Source organism: Citrobacter sp. wls714, assembly GCF_005281025.1.
GTDB classification, from domain to species: domain Bacteria; phylum Pseudomonadota; class Gammaproteobacteria; order Enterobacterales; family Enterobacteriaceae; genus Citrobacter; species Citrobacter werkmanii.
In genome coordinates this window covers 131,540-148,558 of the sequence record NZ_SZWZ01000064.1, presented here as the reverse complement: position 1 = coordinate 148,558, position 17,019 = coordinate 131,540, and the positions used below count along the sequence as shown (strand labels likewise).

15 protein-coding genes and 1 other RNA gene are annotated in these 17,019 nt (G+C 51.2%); 9 read left to right on the top strand and 7 right to left on the bottom strand.

The genetic code is table 11. The features are described from left to right. Positions 1-32: 32 nt before the first annotated feature. From ydiB to ydiK, 6 genes are all read right to left on the bottom strand, one after another. Positions 33-899: a quinate/shikimate dehydrogenase gene (gene ydiB, locus FDX11_RS14030; RefSeq protein WP_137360045.1), complete on the bottom strand. Its 867-nt coding sequence runs from the start codon at positions 897-899 to the stop codon at positions 33-35. 21 nt (positions 900-920) lie between these two features. Then, complete coding sequence (locus FDX11_RS14025) at positions 921-2,156, bottom strand: MFS transporter (protein ID WP_079224424.1); 1,236 nt, start codon at positions 2,154-2,156, stop codon at positions 921-923. 238 nt (positions 2,157-2,394) lie between these two features. Continuing rightward, positions 2,395-3,615, bottom strand: a complete 1,221-nt coding sequence (locus tag FDX11_RS14020; RefSeq protein WP_137398076.1) for an MFS transporter — start codon at positions 3,613-3,615, stop codon at positions 2,395-2,397. 47 nt (positions 3,616-3,662) lie between these two features. Further along, the gene (locus FDX11_RS14015; RefSeq protein WP_079224419.1) at positions 3,663-4,019 is read right to left on the bottom strand and encodes a YdiL family protein; all 357 of its coding nucleotides are present in this window, start codon (positions 4,017-4,019) and stop codon (positions 3,663-3,665) included. Positions 4,020-4,177: 158 nt separating this feature from the next. Then, positions 4,178-4,285, bottom strand: an RNA gene (rprA, locus tag FDX11_RS14010) — antisense sRNA RprA. A 184-nt stretch (positions 4,286-4,469) separates the two neighbouring features. Further along, positions 4,470-5,570: an AI-2E family transporter YdiK gene (gene ydiK, locus FDX11_RS14005; RefSeq protein ID WP_042308772.1), complete on the bottom strand. Its 1,101-nt coding sequence runs from the start codon at positions 5,568-5,570 to the stop codon at positions 4,470-4,472. Between the two features lie 213 nt (positions 5,571-5,783). On the opposite strand from ydiK, the gene FDX11_RS14000 reads away from it, so the two are divergent. From FDX11_RS14000 to FDX11_RS13990, 3 genes are all read left to right on the top strand, one after another. After that, on the top strand, positions 5,784-8,840 hold the full coding sequence (locus tag FDX11_RS14000; RefSeq protein WP_137349837.1) for an FAD-binding and (Fe-S)-binding domain-containing protein: 3,057 nt from the start codon (positions 5,784-5,786) through the stop codon (positions 8,838-8,840). After that, the gene (menI, locus tag FDX11_RS13995; protein WP_137398075.1) at positions 8,837-9,247 is read left to right on the top strand and encodes a 1,4-dihydroxy-2-naphthoyl-CoA hydrolase; all 411 of its coding nucleotides are present in this window, start codon (positions 8,837-8,839) and stop codon (positions 9,245-9,247) included. The genes FDX11_RS14000 and menI overlap by 4 nt, the downstream gene beginning before the upstream one ends. Positions 9,248-9,324: 77 nt before the next feature. Further along, positions 9,325-9,513: a YdiH family protein gene (locus FDX11_RS13990; protein ID WP_029139522.1), complete on the top strand. Its 189-nt coding sequence runs from the start codon at positions 9,325-9,327 to the stop codon at positions 9,511-9,513. A 67-nt stretch (positions 9,514-9,580) separates the two neighbouring features. On the opposite strand, the gene FDX11_RS13985 is transcribed toward FDX11_RS13990, so the two are convergent. Then, complete coding sequence (locus tag FDX11_RS13985; protein ID WP_042308764.1) at positions 9,581-10,432, bottom strand: Vmh family MBL fold metallo-hydrolase; 852 nt, start codon at positions 10,430-10,432, stop codon at positions 9,581-9,583. A gap of 122 nt (positions 10,433-10,554) precedes the next feature. Here FDX11_RS13985 and FDX11_RS13980 point away from each other — a divergent pair, with 122 nt between their 5' ends. From FDX11_RS13980 to sufS, 6 genes are all read left to right on the top strand, one after another. After that, complete coding sequence (locus FDX11_RS13980; protein WP_079224409.1) at positions 10,555-11,430, top strand: LysR family transcriptional regulator; 876 nt, start codon at positions 10,555-10,557, stop codon at positions 11,428-11,430. A gap of 489 nt (positions 11,431-11,919) precedes the next feature. After that, entirely contained in the window at positions 11,920-12,288 is a 369-nt protein-coding gene (gene sufA / locus FDX11_RS13975) for a Fe-S cluster assembly scaffold SufA (protein ID WP_079224406.1), read from the top strand. Positions 12,289-12,296: 8 nt separating this feature from the next. After that, positions 12,297-13,784, top strand: coding sequence for a Fe-S cluster assembly protein SufB (gene sufB / locus FDX11_RS13970; protein ID WP_038640262.1), 1,488 nt, complete (start codon positions 12,297-12,299; stop codon positions 13,782-13,784). A gap of 16 nt (positions 13,785-13,800) precedes the next feature. Then, positions 13,801-14,547 carry a Fe-S cluster assembly ATPase SufC gene (gene sufC / locus FDX11_RS13965; RefSeq protein ID WP_038640264.1) on the top strand — a complete coding sequence of 249 codons (747 nt, stop codon included), beginning with the start codon at positions 13,801-13,803 and terminating at the stop codon, positions 14,545-14,547. Then, positions 14,522-15,793 (top strand): Fe-S cluster assembly protein SufD, encoded by a 1,272-nt coding sequence (gene sufD / locus FDX11_RS13960; protein ID WP_079224404.1) that lies wholly within the window; start codon positions 14,522-14,524, stop codon positions 15,791-15,793. Before sufC ends, sufD begins: the two co-directional genes overlap by 26 nt. Continuing rightward, positions 15,790-17,010: a cysteine desulfurase SufS gene (sufS, locus tag FDX11_RS13955; protein WP_079224402.1), complete on the top strand. Its 1,221-nt coding sequence runs from the start codon at positions 15,790-15,792 to the stop codon at positions 17,008-17,010. The genes sufD and sufS overlap by 4 nt, the downstream gene beginning before the upstream one ends. Positions 17,011-17,019 lie beyond the last annotated feature (9 nt).

The following is a 17,019-nucleotide window of genomic DNA, read 5'->3' as shown; positions in this document are numbered from 1 at the left end:
TACCCTTTAAATATATTACAAATGCGTGCCCGTCAGGCTGCAAAACCCATAACCTGTTTCACATACTCCAGTGGGAAATCTTTCCCGGTCCAGAGTTTGAATTGTTCAGCCCCTTGCCATAACAACATGCCGTAACCATCAATTGTTTTGCAACCCGCAAGTTGCGCCTGTTGCAATAATTTGGTCATATGCGGGTTATAAACGCATTCGGTTACCAGCAGGTCCGGGCGCAGCAGGGAAACGTCGGTCACGAGAGATTCGTTTTCCAGCGGTTTCATGCCGACTTTTGTGCCGTTGGTCAAAATATCTGCGCTGGCCAACGCGTCAGCAAAAGCCTGTTGATCGGCGAGATCGATAACGGTCACAACGCAATCGGTGTTTTCATTAACGCGTTTGGCGAACGCCTGCGCTTTAGCAAAGAACTCATCTTTACGGTTAAACAGCTTAATTTCTTTGATGCCTTCAATCGCCGCCTGCGCGCCAATAGCCGTAGACGCGCCACCTGCGCCCAACAGTACCATGGTTTTACCTTTAATATCGAAGCCGCTTTCTTTAATGGCGCGAATATGACCGGTACCATCAGTATTGTAACCGCGCAGGTAACCATCATCATTAACGATGGTATTAATCGCGCCGACCAGTTTGGCTGCAGGGGTCAATTCATCAACATATTCACAGGCCAGTTGCTTGTTGGGCATTGAAACCCCGGTGCCGCGCATTTTTAAGGCTTTTAAGCCGGCAATCGCGTTAGCAAACGTTGAGTTATCGACTTCAAATGCCATGTAGGTAAAAGGGAGTCCCGCTTTTTCTAATGCCTTGTTTTGCATTTCTGGTGACAGACTATGTCTGATAGGGTAGGCCATTAAACCAATCAGTTCATATTTAGCAGTTACGTCCATTTGATACTCCTTCTAAACAATTTATTGAAAATAACGCTCGCCCAACCGCACATCATTTTTGGGGATAGCAAATACGCGGTAGTAACGAATAAAGACGATGATGGCGGTGATGAAGGCCAGCAGAGCAAATGCAAAGTCCAGCAAAATGATGTACTGCAGGCCAATGTTAGAAAGGTATCCGGTGATTAGTGGGATAATAAAATTGGCTACGCCACCCATCATCATATAAACGCTGGTGACTTTGGCTTTACTCCTGGGGAAAAACTCTGACATCACCGAGACGCCAAGCTGTAAAATACCGCCAGCGGCAGAGAACCCAATCAGAAATGAACCGGCGTTACACACCAGCGGAGAGGGATATAAATAGATGACCGCTGCGGTGATGGTTGCCAGCCCGGCGTTAAACACATTTGCCCATATCGGTCGAACCATTTTCTTCAGCAGGGCGGCAAAAATAAATACGCAGACCAACGAACCCATACTGTAGTAAGAGATGGTTTTCAGGGCGTCGGCTTCCGCCATGCCGGCAAATGCCATTGCGTATTTCGGCATCCAGACCACGATGACGTAAAAGGTTGAAAACGCCGCGACACCAAACATCACGGAAGCGACACCTTCCAGCCAAACCAATGGTTTGCTGTGCATCTGTGGCAGCTCTTTGGCGATACCGGCATCCACCATCTGGCTGGGAAAGCGGCTTTTTAACAGCATCAGGGTGATAACGACGAACAGTACGCCTGGAATAACGACCGCATAGCCGTACCAGATATGGTTGAGCAGCATGGTGCTGACGACAATGGGGTAGATCATCTGTCCGAACGAGACCATCGCTTTAACCAGGATAACCGCCGATCCTGATGCTTTGGGGAAGCATTCCATTAACGCCGGATAGCCGCCGGTATCCAGCGCCGAGTTAGCCACACCAACGCAAACGGCCAGAATAAAGGCAATCATCAGATTAGGACTAGCGGGAATGCCGAAGAAGAACAGCATATACAGAATAGCGCCTAGCAGGATAATCGCCTTGCGACCAAACTTATCTGAGAGCACCCCAAAGAATAAAATGCTCACCAGTCGTCCCAGACCAATGCCAGAAATTAAATAGGCAATCCCGGCATTGTCTGTGGAGAATTTTTCTGCGAGAGACGTCATATTTTGCGCCAGCGTAATGACGCTAATACCGTGTAGGAAATAACTTAAATAAATACAGGTTATCGCCAGAAGAAATGGCGTGTTAAAGGTCTTATTTTGAGACATTTTCACAACTCCTTGCGGATTTTAAAATTGTTCTGTACTTGTCGATATTTTTAAATTTCGGCGACCTTGTGATTAATATACCGTTCAGTAGTCATAGAACCTACATAGCATGGCGTTTAACTTACCAGGTATTTTGCATCGTAAACTGTGAATTTAATTCTTCCTGATGAATTTTTGCTGATATTTTAATAGTGCAGTCAATTATGTTGCAGAGGAGAGGAACAATATTGCATCTCCATTATTTTGCGACCGTCGCCATTTTTAGTTGATGCTTTAAGGCGCTGCGGCTGCGATAACCAATAAACAGTGCCAACAGAAAACCGACAGCGGCTATACCAGTATCAAACCACATGATATGAGCAATGCTGGTCTCTGAGATCCTGGCTGTAATCAGCGGAATGGTGAAAGTCGCAATGCTGCCTGCGCTGTAGTAAATGCCGGTCGCTTTACCCTTCGCATGTGGAAAGCGTGCCGCCATCAGCGTTAAACCGATTTGCACCACGCCTCCGGCTGAAGAAAACCCAATGACAAACGCAAACGCGATAACCACGTAGGGTGTCGGATGCAGGCAAACTATCAGCAGCGCAATAAATGAAATAAATGTGTACAGCATCAACAACGATGTCGCGCGTTCCGCTTTGCGCGCCAGTGGCGCAGTAATCAATACACACAACAAAGAGCCGCAGGTGTAAATGCTTAACAATTTGATAGATAACGTATAGGACATGCCAGCGACAAACTGTCCGTACTGCGCCAGCCACTGGCTTACCAGATAAAATGTCGCCATGGCGATGTAGCCATACAGGGTGTAACTGGCAAGATCGAGAATCGAGCAACAATGTTCAGATTGGTGGATTTCCCGTTGAGCAGGTAATGCCCTGGTGGAGGTTTGACGCCCTGGATGCGTCGGGAAACGACAGCGAAACAAAAACACGCCGTTGAGTATCATAATGGCTGCCGCCAGCAGAAAGGACCAGCCAAACCAAAGCTCGGCCCACACCAACAAACTGATAATCATGGGAAGCAGAAACTGGCCGCTGGAGACGAAGGCTTTTATTAATATATTGGCTGTACTGGGTGAGCGGGGAAACGCCTCCATCAGGCTGGGATAGGTTCCGGCATCGAGAAAACTATTGGCCATTCCCGCCAGAAAGCCAAATGCATAGGCGATAAAAATGCTATGAGTATTGATGATGCCAACAAAGAAAATCAGGTAGCAGATCATGCCGAAAATAATAAACGGTCGGCGGCCATAGCGATCGGAGAGCATGCCTGCCATTAATAAGACACTTAAACGACCGATGCCCAGTGAGGAAATAACAATCGAGACACCCGCGGCATTGGTTTGCCACTGGTGTTCCAGTGAAGACATATTGAGGCTTATCAGGATGACCCCCATGCCGTGGACCAGGTAATTAAAGTACAGCCCTATCGCAGTGGAGAAATAGGTGTTTTTCATAATATGTTACTCAGCGAATAGGCTAAATCGGTATGGCGTTGTAACACTTAACACAAACGCTCAAGGTCGTGAGCATAGAGTTCAACAGCAGCCGATTGATAGATTTTCCAGTCGAGGAAATCGTTGTGATGATAAACCGCCTGAAATGAGTTCAGATCAGGAAAAAAACGCATGGTATTATTACCGATACGATTGTTTATTTTGTCGATAACTGCATTAATTCTTACTTTCCGCCTGGCTTTCATTTCTTCACATATGTGTACGATGCTTTCCGGGATTTTCTTTTCGCCATTTTCCCATTGTTGCCATACGGCAACATTATTATCACGCGAGATATACATAGCGCTTTCCTCCACCGTCATAGCAAAAATATGGCGGATAGCCTGCAGTTCCAATGCGTTCATTATTTGATCACCTCATAAAAGACGGTGGAATAGTAATAACATTGCTGTGGATATTTCGGCTTGAAGAGAGTCACAGTATTTTGTGCAATATTATTTGTTGGATAGCGGGGAAGAGGTGCTGAGTTTTACAACCAGCCGAGTGGAGAGGCGCGTGAAGGACAAAAAAAAGCCCATCGTGGGAGATGGGCAAAGACTACACACAGCAATTCGTTGTTTCACTCAGGGGAATTCCATGCTTATAAATCAATGTGTTGATCTACAGCCTTGAGCTAATAGTAGGCATACAGATTTTTCGCGTCGATCAGATTCATCTCAATAGTTTAAAAACTGTAAAGAATTTGCGACATAAATGAGTGCTTCGGGGAGGGTACCGTTGGGTTTAACTCAGTACCAGGGTGAAATAGATTAACACTGCTAAACAATCAGGCGGCAATGCCGCCTGACGTTGGGTTACTTGTTGCTTTCTATTTCGGCGAGGAGTTCATCTGGATCGCTCCCCGGCGCAGGTGCTTCATTCACCCAGGCTGAGAACAGACGCCAGGATACGGCCAGGACTACCGGGCCGATAAACAGACCAATCATGCCGAATGCGATTAATCCGCCGATGACTCCGGAAAGGATAAGGATCAGCGGCAAATCGGCCCCCATACGAATCAGCATTGGCCGAATGACGTTATCCAGCGTTCCAACCACGCCGCTCCACACCAGCAGTACGGTGCCCCAGGTTGAATCTCCGGTCCAGTACAGCCAGATAATGGCCGGGACCAGCACCGGTAGCGGCCCCAGTTGTACCAGGCAGGAGAGGATCATTAATACTGCCAGCAGCGTCGCATACGGCACGCCGGTTACCGCCAGACCAATGCCGCCGAGGACCGCCTGCACCAGAGCCGTAACCACAACACCTAACGCAACAGCACGAATGGCCTGCGCCGCCAGCAGAATGGCGGCATCACCGCGTTTGGATGCCAGACGACACGCGAAATGACGGATCCCTAACGCCACCTGCTCACCACGCCAGTACAGCAGGGCGCTGAACAGCAGCATCAGGCCACAATGCATCATAAAGCGGCCAATATGCGCAGCCTGACCGACAAACCAGGTGGTTGTGGCGCCAATATAAGGCCGAACCTTGGCCATGATAGCCGCGCCGCCCATATCCAGCAGGCTGTGCCATGCGCCATACATTTTGGCTCCCACCAACGGAATACTGTTCAACCACGCCAGATCCGGCAGCGTCATATCGCCAGCGGTGACGGCATGGATCAACGGTCCGCTGCCATCAACAATGCTATTAACCAGCAGCGCGATAGGAATGATGAACAACAGTACCAACAGCAGGGTCATTACCAGCACCGCCAGTGAACGGCGTCCCCACAGTAGTTTTTGCAAGCGTAACAGGATAGGCCAGGTTGCGATGACCACCGTACCCGCCCATGCAAAACCAAGGATAAAGGGCTGCACAATCCAGAGACAGGCCACAATCATGATGGCTAAAAACAGCACCGTTAGCAGCACTTGTGCAATATCCCTGGGCTGACGAAAATTTACCATAAATACTTTTCACCTTTGTCTTTGCGTCAGAACGTTGACGCGACGTGAACACTTAAATCACACCCTGTAATGATGAGCAATTTCAGCGGTTTTGAACAGGCGGATTCTGCCTGTAAATCTGCTGAGCGTATTAGAAAAAAATGTGATACAACAAGCAAAGCAACACGCAAACGATTAAATTCACAACACAGACCGCAGGAAAGGGTCACTATAATGATTCCACAAATTTCTCAGGCGCCAGGTGTCGTTCAACTGGTGCTCAATTTTTTGCAGGCGCTGGAGCAGCAAGGATTCACGGGCGATACGGCAACGAGCTATGCCGATCGGCTGACAATGTCGACGGATAACAGTATCTATCAGCTGCTTCCTGATGCTGTGGTTTTCCCGCGTTCAACGGCAGATGTGGCGCTGATCGCTCGTCTGGCGGCTGAACCTCTTTTTTCGTCGTTAATTTTTACCCCGCGCGGCGGCGGAACCGGCACGAACGGTCAGGCGCTGAATCAGGGCATTATTGTTGATATGTCCCGCTATATGAGTCGCATTATTGAAATCAACCCCCAGGAAGGTTGGGTGCGGGTCGAAGCTGGGGTAATCAAAGATCAGCTCAACCAGTTTCTGAAGCCTTACGGCTATTTCTTTGCCCCGGAATTATCCACCAGTAACCGGGCAACGCTGGGCGGGATGATCAATACCGACGCATCCGGACAAGGTTCGTTGGTTTACGGTAAAACCTCCGATCACGTGCTGGGTATCCGCGCGGTGCTGATGGGCGGCGATATTCTTGATACTCAGCCAATGCCGGTCGAACTCGCCCAAACGCTGGGCAACAGCAATACCACTATTGGCCGCATCTATAAGACGGTGTATGAGCGGTGTCGTGATAATCGGCAGCTTATTCTTGATAAATTCCCCAAACTTAATCGCTTCTTAACCGGTTACGATCTTCGGCACGTCTTCAACGACGAGATGACAGAGTTTGATTTAACCCGCATTCTTACCGGCTCTGAAGGTACGCTGGCGTTTATTACCGAAGCCCGCCTGGATATCACGCCGTTGCCCAAAGTCAGGCAGTTGGTCAACGTCAAGTATGATTCGTTTGATTCAGCATTGCGTAACGCCCCGGTCATGGTGGAAGCGCGCGCACTGTCGGTTGAAACCGTTGACTCCAAAGTGCTTAATCTGGCGCGGGAAGATATCGTCTGGCATTCGGTAAGTGAATTGATTACCGATGTGCCGGATAAAGAAATGTTGGGCCTGAATATCGTCGAATTTGCGGGTGACGATGAAGCATTGATCGATGCTCAGGTTAGTGCGCTGTGTGAACGTCTGGATGGGTTAATTGCCCGTCAGGAAGCCGGTGTCATTGGTTGGCAACTGTGTACTGAACTCGCGGGCGTGGAGCGTATTTACGCCATGCGTAAAAAAGCCGTTGGTTTGCTGGGGAATGCGAAAGGTGCCGCGAAGCCGATTCCGTTCGCCGAAGATACCTGCGTTCCGCCGGAGCATCTGGCGGACTATATTGCCGAGTTCCGTGCGCTGCTCGACAGCCACGGTCTGAGTTATGGCATGTTTGGTCACGTGGATGCCGGGGTGCTGCACGTCAGGCCGGCGCTGGATATGTGCGACCCGCAGCAGGAAGTGCTGATGAAACGCATTTCTGACGATGTTGTCGCGCTGACGGCAAAATATGGCGGTCTGCTGTGGGGCGAGCACGGGAAAGGTTTTCGTGCAGAATACAGTCCGGCGTTCTTCGGAGAGGAACTGTATCGCGAATTGCGCAAAGTGAAGTCGGTATTTGATCCGCAAAACCGACTGAACCCGGGGAAAATCTGTCCACCGGAAGACGTTGATGCGCCGATGATGAAAGTGGATGCCGTCAAGCGCGGGACTTACGACCGACAGATCCCACTGGCGGTGCGGCAAGAGTGGCGCGGGGCAATGGAGTGTAACGGCAACGGGTTATGCTTTAACTTTGATGCGAAAAGCCCCATGTGCCCGTCGATGAAAATCAGCCTCAACCGTATCCACTCGCCGAAAGGCCGTGCCACGCTGGTACGTGAATGGCTGCGTTTGTTGGCCGATCGCGGAATTGACCCAGTTCAACTGGAAAAAGAGCTACCGGAAAAACGCGCCAGTTTACGCACGCTGATTGCCCGCACCCGCAATAGTTGGCATGCCCGCAAAGGCGAATACGATTTCTCGCATGAAGTTAAAGAGGCGATGTCTGGCTGTCTGGCGTGTAAAGCCTGTTCTACGCAGTGCCCCATTAAAATTGATGTACCGGAGTTCCGCTCGCGCTTCCTGCAACTGTATCACACGCGTTATCTGCGACCGTTGCGCGATCATATGGTGGCGACCGTCGAGAGCTATGCGCCGCTCATGGCGCGAGCCCCCAAAACGTTTAACTTTTTCATCAATCAGCCGCTGGTGCGTAATCTGGCTAAAAAGCACATCGGTATGGTGGATTTACCGTTGTTGTCTGCGCCGTCGCTGCAACGTCAGTTGGTTGGTCATCGTTCTGCCAACATGACGCTGGAGCAGCTCGAATTACTCAGCCCTGAGCAAAAAGCCCGCACGGTGCTGGTGGTACAGGATCCGTTCACCAGCTATTACGATGCGCAGGTGGTGGCTGATTTTATCCGTCTGGTAGAAAAACTGGGCTTACAGCCGGTACTGCTGCCGTTCTCGCCAAACGGCAAAGCGCAGCACATTAAAGGCTTTTTAAACCGTTTTGCCAAAACAGCGAAAAAGACATCCGAGTTTCTCAACCGGGTGGCGAAACTGAACATTCCGATGGTGGGCGTTGATCCGGCGCTGGTGCTCTGTTATCGCGATGAATACAAGTTGGCGCTCGGAGAACAGCGGGGGGATTTCCATGTATTGCTGGTCAACGAATGGTTATCAACCGTTGTGGCGTCACAGCAGCCAGTCGCTGTTGCCGGTGAGGCGTGGTATTTCTTTGGACATTGTACCGAAGTGACGGCCCTGCCGGGCGCGCCTGCGCAGTGGGCGGCTATTTTTGCCCGTTTTGGCGCCAGGCTGGAGAACGTCAGTGTAGGATGCTGCGGCATGGCTGGCACTTATGGGCACGAAGTTAAAAATCACCAGAACTCGCTGGGGATCTATGAGCTATCATGGCACCAGGCGTTGCAACGACTGCCGCGAAATCGGTGTCTGGCTACCGGATATTCCTGTCGTAGCCAGGTTAAACGCGTTGAAGGCACGGGCGTTCGCCATCCATTACAGGCACTGCTGGAGATTATAGGATGATCTGGAAACGTGAAGTCACTCTTGAGGCGCTAAATGCCATGGGTGAAGGAAATATGGTGGGGTTGCTCGACATTCGCTTTGAACATATTGGCGACGATACCCTGGAAGCCACTATGCCGGTGGACCATCGCACCAAACAACCTTTTGGTTTACTACATGGCGGTGCGTCGGTGGTGTTGGCGGAAAGCATCGGTTCGGTGGCTGGCTACCTGTGCACTCAGGGGGAGCAAAAAGTGGTGGGTCTTGAGGTTAATGCCAACCATGTTCGATCTGCGCGGGAAGGGCGTGTCAGAGGCGTGTGTAGCGCGATCCATACCGGCTCTCGCCATCAGGTATGGCAAATCGAAATCTTCGATCAGCAAGGGCGGTTGTGCTGCACATCGCGTCTGACGACCGCAATTTTGTGATGCATATTGCTTTTGGTCATTATCTGCACAGCGAATGGTGTTATACTGTGCAGGTTTTGAACACAAGCGAGGATGATATGTCTACCCAATTAGACCCGGCCCAACTGGCAATAGAGTTTTTACGTCGTGATAAAACCGATCTTTCACCAGCTCAGTACCTGAAAAGATTGAAACAACTTGAGCTGGAGTTTGCGGATTTATTGACGCTCTCTTCAACTGAACTGAAAGAAGAGATCTATTTTGCCTGGCGCATGGGCGTTCATTGATTCCGGTATGCTTATCGTAATGAAACCCCGACACGCGTTCGGGGTTATTTTTAGCGTTAAATCTTGTTTACCACTTCATCTCACCGGTATTAACCTTCGCACTTAGCTCCAGAGAGCTGGCATCCGCCAGACCTGGCCATGCCGCCGTCATGGTTTTAATCACGTAAGCTGATCCTTTATTCGCGCTTAACGCCTGCTCAAATGACTGCAAATAGTCCCGGGTGAAGCGAATCGCTTTATCGTCTGTCGGGCGTTCGCCAATGTAATGCCCCGGGACCACCTGAGCAGGCTGTAAGTTCTGCATCTCGCTTAACACATTGCGCCACGCGGAACGCTGTTCAGCAGACTGCGTATCCGCCGTCCACACATGAATACCCGAAGCCACGCCGGTACCACCAATGATTGCGCGGTTCGCTGGGATCCAGACATACGCCGCATAATCGTTGGGATGGCGGAGTTCCAGCGTTTCGCCATCAACAGTGAAATGCGTTTGTGTAGTGGCTTGCGGCACGGTGAGTGAGGTTGGCGCGCCGTCCTTCATTTGCGGCCCCCAGAACTGCAGTTTGGCCTCTTTCGTGGCGCGGATGTGCTCTACCACATGCGGTGTTGCCAGCACTTTTACCTGCGGGAAGGCGCTGACGATGGGCTGCAGACCAAAGTAGAAATCCGGGTCGCCGGAGGTGATTACGATGGCTTTAAGCGTTTTACCGCTGGCGTGAATCATCTGTACCAGTTGTTCGCCATCTTTGGTGCTGAACTGCGCGTCAAACAAAATCGCCTCTTTCGGTCCCGAAACTAGCGTCGAGGAGACCGGGAAAATAGCCTTATCCTGCGGGTTATAGACGTCCAGTTGTAACGGAGCGGCGAAGACAGAAGAGGAGAACAGAGGTAACAGCAGGGCCAGAGTTTTAACTTTCATACCAGGTAACCTTATGCAGGAAATTGTCTTTTGATAGTTCACGTATTTTAAGGAAATTTGCATCTGTTAGAATTCCTGTATCAGGGTATGCTGAGTTTCTTAAAACGATCTGATGGGGTGCTATGGACAGGGTGATGGCGGCAACGGTATTTAACCATATCTGTGATTTGGGTAGCTTAAGCGCCGCCGCGCGTGCGCTGGGGCTTTCCAGACCGATGGTTAGTCGTTACCTCGACGAAATGGAAAAATGGGCGGGGGCAAGGCTTATCCACCGGTCGTCGCGTCGCCTGACGATCACGCCAGCGGGAGAAGAGGCGTTAGTGAAAACGCGTTCTTTGGCGCAACTGTCACTGGATATTGCTGCCGCCAGTGCCGCGCAGATACCTTCCGGTACGCTACGTGTCGCGTGCGCGCATTATACCGCGATGCATATTCTTGCTCCGGTTCTGCCAACGTTTATGGCGCGGTATCCGCAGCTGCGTATTGAAGTTGAGATCAATAATCAGCCGGTAAGTCTTGTTGGGGAACGCATCGATGTGGCGATCCGCATTACGGATAACCCCGAGCCAGGGACCATCGCCCGTCGATTGGGGGACTGTGAATCCGTGCTGTGTGCGTCTGTCGATTATCTGCACCAACATGGCACTCCTGAAACTCTCGACGATCTTACGCAGCATAACTGCCTCTATTACAGCGGCTTTGCCGGAAAATCCTGGCACTTTCTCGATGCACAAGGGCAGACGGTTTCTGTTGCAATTAAAGGGAATTTGAGCGCCGGGATCTCTTCGCTGCTCTGTGAGTCGGCGCTGGCGGGTATGGGCATTGCGCTGGTACCGGAGCCGGAAGCGCGAGAAGGGTTGGCGCAGGGAAAGTTAGTTCGGTTACTGCCAGAGCTGCAGCCTAAACGCCTGCCAATATACGGGTTGTATCTTTCTCGTGAGCATCAGCCAGCTGGGTTACGCCTGTTGTTAGATGCAATTAGTGAAACTACGCGCTAATTATGTCCTTGACTGCGCTCAAAAAATAATCAAACCGCAATTTGTGTTAAACAAAACTTATCCGGGAGTGAGATTATTCTTATGCCCCTTCAAGAGCTAAGCCATTGCGAGTGCCGGAGATAAGCGCCGGATGGGGCCGGAACCCTTAAGCCTGCCAGCAAGCAGACTTAAGGGTTTTTTGTTATTTGCATGCTTTTTGAACCGTTTTCATCTCTGTAAAAACTCAGACCTATTCCTTAAATAGACATTATCTATACATCTTTTGATGTTTGACCTGCCTGAACGATTGGATTTTCATAATCCATTATTAATCAAAGCATTGAACAAAATAATCCATCTCTGATAACCCGCGCTGCAGGGTCTATGCTTATTAAAAGTAGCCAAAAAGGGCGATTAACCCGAATGCCCCTGCTGTTGAGGGGTTGAAGTGATAATCATTATCACTAACATGGTGTTATAGCTTGAAAGCTAATGACTCGAGGTAACCCTATGGAATTGCATTCAGGAACATTTAACCCGGACGATTTCGCATGGCGTGGTTTGACGTTAACACCAGCAGCTGCGGAGCACATCCGTGAACTGGTGGCAAAACAACCCGACATGTTGGGCGTGCGTTTAGGTGTGAAACAAACCGGATGCGCGGGATTCGGCTACGTGCTGGACACCGTCCGTGAGCCGGAAAAAGACGATCTGCTGTTTGAATCGGATGGTGCCAGACTTTATGTGCCGTTACAGGCGATGCCGTTTATCGACGGGACGGAAGTCGATTTCGTTCGCGAAGGATTAAATCAGTTATTTAAATTTCATAACCCGAAAGCCCAGAACGAATGCGGCTGTGGCGAAAGTTTTGGGGTATAGGCGGTACTATGTCTCGTAATACTGAAGCAACTGATGATGTCAACACCTGGGCTGGCGGGCACCTCAATTATAAAGAGGGCTTCTTCACCCAACTGCAAACCGATGAGCTGGCAAAAGGGATCAATGAAGACGTTGTGCGCGCGATTTCGGCAAAACGTAATGAACCCGACTGGATGCTGGAGTTTCGCCTGAATGCCTTTAACGCTTGGCTCACCATGGAAGAGCCGCACTGGCTCAAAGCGCACTACGACAAGCTGAATTATCAGGATTACAGCTATTACTCTGCGCCGTCCTGTGGCAATTGTGATGAAACCTGTGCTTCTGAACCAGGGGCTGTTCAGCAAACGGGGGCGAATGCTTTTTTAAGCAAAGAGGTAGAAGACGCGTTTGCGCAGCTTGGCGTACCGGTCCGTGAAGGAAAAGAGGTGGCGGTTGATGCTATTTTCGACTCGGTGTCGGTGGCGACAACCTATCGCGACAAGCTGGCAGAGCAGGGCATTATTTTCTGTTCGTTCGGTGAGGCGATTCATGACCATCCCGAGCTGGTGAAACAGTATCTGGGAACCGTCGTTCCGGGTAATGATAATTTCTTCGCCGCGCTGAATGCCGCAGTGGCATCTGATGGCACCTTTATTTATGTGCCGAAAGGCGTGCGTTGTCCCATGGAACTCTCGACCTACTTCCGGATTAATGCCGAAAAGACCGGGCAGTTTGAACGCACTATTCTGATTGCGGATGAGGGCAGCTACGTCAGTTATATCGAAGGTTGTTCGGCTCCGGTACGCGACAGCTACCAGCTGCATGCGGCGGTAGTGGAAGTCATCATCCACAAAGATGCTGAAGTGAAATACTCGACGGTGCAAAACTGGTTCCCCGGTGATGGTAATACCGGTGGCATTTTGAACTTCGTCACCAAGCGTGCGCTGTGCGAAGGCGAAAACAGCAAAATGTCGTGGACGCAGTCGGAAACCGGCTCGGCCATTACCTGGAAATACCCAAGCTGCATCCTGCGCGGCGATAACTCCATCGGCGAATTCTACTCCGTCGCGCTGACCAGCGGACACCAGCAGGCCGATACCGGCACCAAGATGATCCACATTGGTAAGAACACCAAATCGACCATCATCTCGAAAGGGATCTCCGCCGGTCAGAGTCAGAACAGCTATCGCGGCCTGGTAAAAATCATGCCGACCGCCACCAACGCGCGTAACTATACCCAATGCGACTCCATGTTGATCGGGGCGGACTGCGGGGCGCATACCTTCCCGTATGTCGAGTGTCGAAACAACAGCGCCCAGCTTGAGCACGAAGCCACGACATCGCGCATTGGTGAAGACCAGCTGTTTTACTGTCTGCAACGCGGCATCAGCGAAGAGGATGCCATTTCGATGATCGTCAACGGCTTCTGTAAAGACGTGTTCTCTGAACTGCCGCTGGAATTTGCCGTGGAAGCGCAAAAACTTCTCGCCATCAGCCTTGAACACAGCGTCGGTTAAAATTTAAGGAAAGCACATGTTAAGCATCAAAGATTTACAGGTCAGTGTTGAAGATAAGGCGATCCTGCGTGGGTTGAGCCTTGAGATTCGCCCAGGGGAAGTCCACGCCATTATGGGGCCGAACGGTTCCGGGAAAAGTACGCTGTCTGCCACGCTCGCCGGACGTGAAGACTACGAAGTCACTGGCGGGACGGTTGAATTTAATGGTAAGGATTTACTGGAACTGTCGCCAGAGGATCGGGCCGGTGAAGGGATCTTTATGGCATTTCAGTATCCGGTAGAAATTCCCGGCGTCAGTAATCAGTTTTTCCTGCAAACGGCGCTGAATGCGGTGCGCAGTTACCGTGGTGAGGAGTCGCTGGACAGGTTCGACTTCCAGGATCTGATGGAAGAAAAAATAGCGCTGCTGAAAATGCCGGAAGACTTACTGACGCGCTCGGTAAACGTCGGGTTCTCCGGCGGCGAGAAAAAGCGGAATGACATTCTGCAAATGGCGGTGCTGGAGCCTCAGCTGTGCATTCTTGATGAATCAGATTCCGGGCTGGATATTGATGCGCTGAAAATCGTCGCCGATGGCGTGAACTCGCTGCGCGACGGGAAACGTTCATTCATTATCGTCACTCACTATCAGCGCATCCTGGACTATATCAAACCCGATTATGTTCACGTTCTCTACCAGGGGCGAATTGTGAAGTCCGGCGATTTCACGCTGGTCAAACAACTGGAGGAGCAAGGATATGGCTGGCTTAGCGAACAGCAGTAACGTGCTGCAACAGTGGCACCATCTGTTTGAGACCCAAGGGGAGACCCGTTCGCACTATGCGCAACAGCATCTGCACCAGATGCTGCGTCTGGGGCTGCCAACGCGTAAGCATGAGGACTGGAAATACACGCCGCTGGAGGGATTAACCAACAGCCGGTTCGTTAGCAATATCTCCGCAATAACGCCAGCCCAGTGTGACGCGTTAGCCCCGGCGATTGACGCGGTACGGTTGGTGTTTGTCGACGGGCAATTTTGTCCAACACTCAGCGACAGCGTGGAAGGTAGCGGCTTTGATATTACCGTTGATGATGAGCGTCAGATGTTGCCTGCGGCTATCCAGCCGGAAGTATTCCTGCACCTGACCGAAAGCCTGTCCCGCAGCGTAACGCACATTTTGGTCAAGCGTAACCAGCGACCAGCGAAACCGCTGCTGTTGCTGCACATTACCCAGGGACTGACGGGCGATGAGGTAAATACGGCGCACTATCGCCACCATCTGGAGCTGGCGGAAGGCGCAGAAGCCACCGTTATTGAGCATTATGTCAGTCTCAGCGAGCTTCGTCATTTTACCGGTGCGCGCTTAACGATGAACGTCGCGGCGAATGCGCATTTGCACCACATTAAACTGGCGTTTGAGAATCCACTCAGCCACCACTTTGCCCATAATGATATTCAGTTAAGTGCAGATGCCTCGGCGGTCAGCCAAAGTTTCTTGCTGGGTGATGCAGTGTTACGCCATAACACCAGTACCCAGCTTAATGGCGAAAATACCACGCTGCGCCTTAACAGCCTGGCGATGCCGGTGAAAAATGAAGTCTGCGATACCCGAACCTGGCTTGCGCACAACAAAGGTTATTGCAACAGCCGCCAGTTGCATAAAACGATTGTCAGCGATAAGGGGCGGGCGGTGTTCAATGGCCTGATCAACGTCGCTCAACACGCTATTAAAACCGACGGTCAGATGACCAACAATAATTTACTGCTCGGAAAACTGGCGGAAGTGGACACCAAACCACAGCTTGAAATTTACGCCGATGACGTGAAATGCAGTCACGGGGCGACGGTAGGGCGGATTGACGACGAACAAATGTTCTACCTGCGTTCGCGCGGGATCGGTCAGCAGGATGCTCAACAGATGATTCTCTATGCGTTTGCCGCTGAGCTAACGGAAGCCCTGCGCGACGAAACGTTGAAACAACTGGTACTGGCGCGGATCGCTCACCGCTTGCCGGGAGGCGTAGCATGACATTTCCCATTGAAAAAGTGCGGGCTGATTTTCCGGTCCTGACGCGTGAAGTGAACGGTTTACCGCTGGCTTATCTGGACAGCGCAGCCAGCGCGCAAAAACCTAATCAGGTGATTGATGCCGAAGCCGAGTTTTATCGTCACGGCTATGCGGCGGTTCACCGTGGTATTCATACGCTAAGCGCGCAGGCCACGGAAAAAATGGAGAATGTGCGCAAGCTCGCGTCGCTGTTTATTAACGCCCGCTCGGCTGAAGAACTGGTGTTCGTTCGCGGTACCACGGAAGGCATTAACCTGGTGGCGAACAGTTGGGGCAACAGTAATGTCAGGGCTGGCGATAACATCATCATTAGCGAAATGGAGCACCATGCCAATATTGTTCCCTGGCAAATGCTGTGCGCCCGCGTGGGCGCAGAACTGCGGGTCATTCCGCTTAATGCCGATGGCACGTTGCAACTGGAAGTGTTGCCTGCGCTGTTCGATGAGCGTACGCAACTGCTGGCAATTACCCACGTTTCAAACGTACTGGGTACCGAAAATCCGCTGGGTGAGATGATTGCGCTGGCACATCAATACGGCGCAAAAGTGCTGGTGGATGGCGCACAGGCGGTTATGCATCATCAAGTGGATGTCCAGGCGCTGGATTGCGACTTTTATGTTTTCTCCGGACACAAGCTCTACGGGCCAACCGGTATTGGCGTTCTGTATGCCAGAGAGTCGCTGCTGCAGGAAATGCCGCCATGGGAAGGCGGCGGTTCGATGATTGCGACCGTGAGCCTGAGCCAGGGAACCACGTGGGCCAAAGCGCCGTGGCGTTTTGAAGCCGGAACACCTAACACCGGGGGAATTATCGGGCTTGGTGCCGCTATTGAGTATGTTTCAGCGCTGGGGCTGACTGAAATCAGCGAATATGAACAGTTCATGATGCGCTATGCGTTGGAACAGCTGGCGGATGTGCCGGATTTGACGCTTTACGGACCGGATAACCGCCTGGGGGTGATTGCCTTTAACCTCGGCAAACATCACGCCTATGACGTCGGGAGTTTTCTCGATAACTATGGGATCGCCGTGCGGACGGGGCATCACTGCGCTATGCCACTGATGGCCTACTATAACGTTCCCGCCATGTGTCGGGCGTCGATTGCCATGTACAACACCCATGAAGAAGTGGATCGCCTGGTGACAGGTCTCAAGCGTATTCATCACTTACTGGGATAACAGGGAGGC

What these genes read in the sequence shown, in the direction of transcription:
- sufD (WP_079224404.1), top strand. Translation starts at nt 14,522, where the DNA reads ATGGCTGGCTTAGCGAACAGCAGTAACGTGCTGCAACAGTGGCACCAT.
- sufC (WP_038640264.1), top strand. Translation starts at nt 13,801, where the DNA reads ATGTTAAGCATCAAAGATTTACAGGTCAGTGTTGAAGATAAGGCGATC.
- FDX11_RS14020 (WP_137398076.1), bottom strand. Translation starts at nt 3,615, where the DNA reads ATGAAAAACACCTATTTCTCCACTGCGATAGGGCTGTACTTTAATTAC.
- FDX11_RS13980 (WP_079224409.1), top strand. Translation starts at nt 10,555, where the DNA reads ATGGACAGGGTGATGGCGGCAACGGTATTTAACCATATCTGTGATTTG.
- sufS (WP_079224402.1), top strand. Translation starts at nt 15,790, where the DNA reads ATGACATTTCCCATTGAAAAAGTGCGGGCTGATTTTCCGGTCCTGACG.
- FDX11_RS14015 (WP_079224419.1), bottom strand. Translation starts at nt 4,019, where the DNA reads ATGAACGCATTGGAACTGCAGGCTATCCGCCATATTTTTGCTATGACG.
- FDX11_RS13990 (WP_029139522.1), top strand. Translation starts at nt 9,325, where the DNA reads ATGTCTACCCAATTAGACCCGGCCCAACTGGCAATAGAGTTTTTACGT.
- sufB (WP_038640262.1), top strand. Translation starts at nt 12,297, where the DNA reads ATGTCTCGTAATACTGAAGCAACTGATGATGTCAACACCTGGGCTGGC.
- ydiK (WP_042308772.1), bottom strand. Translation starts at nt 5,570, where the DNA reads ATGGTAAATTTTCGTCAGCCCAGGGATATTGCACAAGTGCTGCTAACG.
- ydiB (WP_137360045.1), bottom strand. Translation starts at nt 899, where the DNA reads ATGGACGTAACTGCTAAATATGAACTGATTGGTTTAATGGCCTACCCT.
- FDX11_RS13985 (WP_042308764.1), bottom strand. Translation starts at nt 10,432, where the DNA reads ATGAAAGTTAAAACTCTGGCCCTGCTGTTACCTCTGTTCTCCTCTTCT.
- FDX11_RS14025 (WP_079224424.1), bottom strand. Translation starts at nt 2,156, where the DNA reads ATGTCTCAAAATAAGACCTTTAACACGCCATTTCTTCTGGCGATAACC.
- menI (WP_137398075.1), top strand. Translation starts at nt 8,837, where the DNA reads ATGATCTGGAAACGTGAAGTCACTCTTGAGGCGCTAAATGCCATGGGT.
- FDX11_RS14000 (WP_137349837.1), top strand. Translation starts at nt 5,784, where the DNA reads ATGATTCCACAAATTTCTCAGGCGCCAGGTGTCGTTCAACTGGTGCTC.
- sufA (WP_079224406.1), top strand. Translation starts at nt 11,920, where the DNA reads ATGGAATTGCATTCAGGAACATTTAACCCGGACGATTTCGCATGGCGT.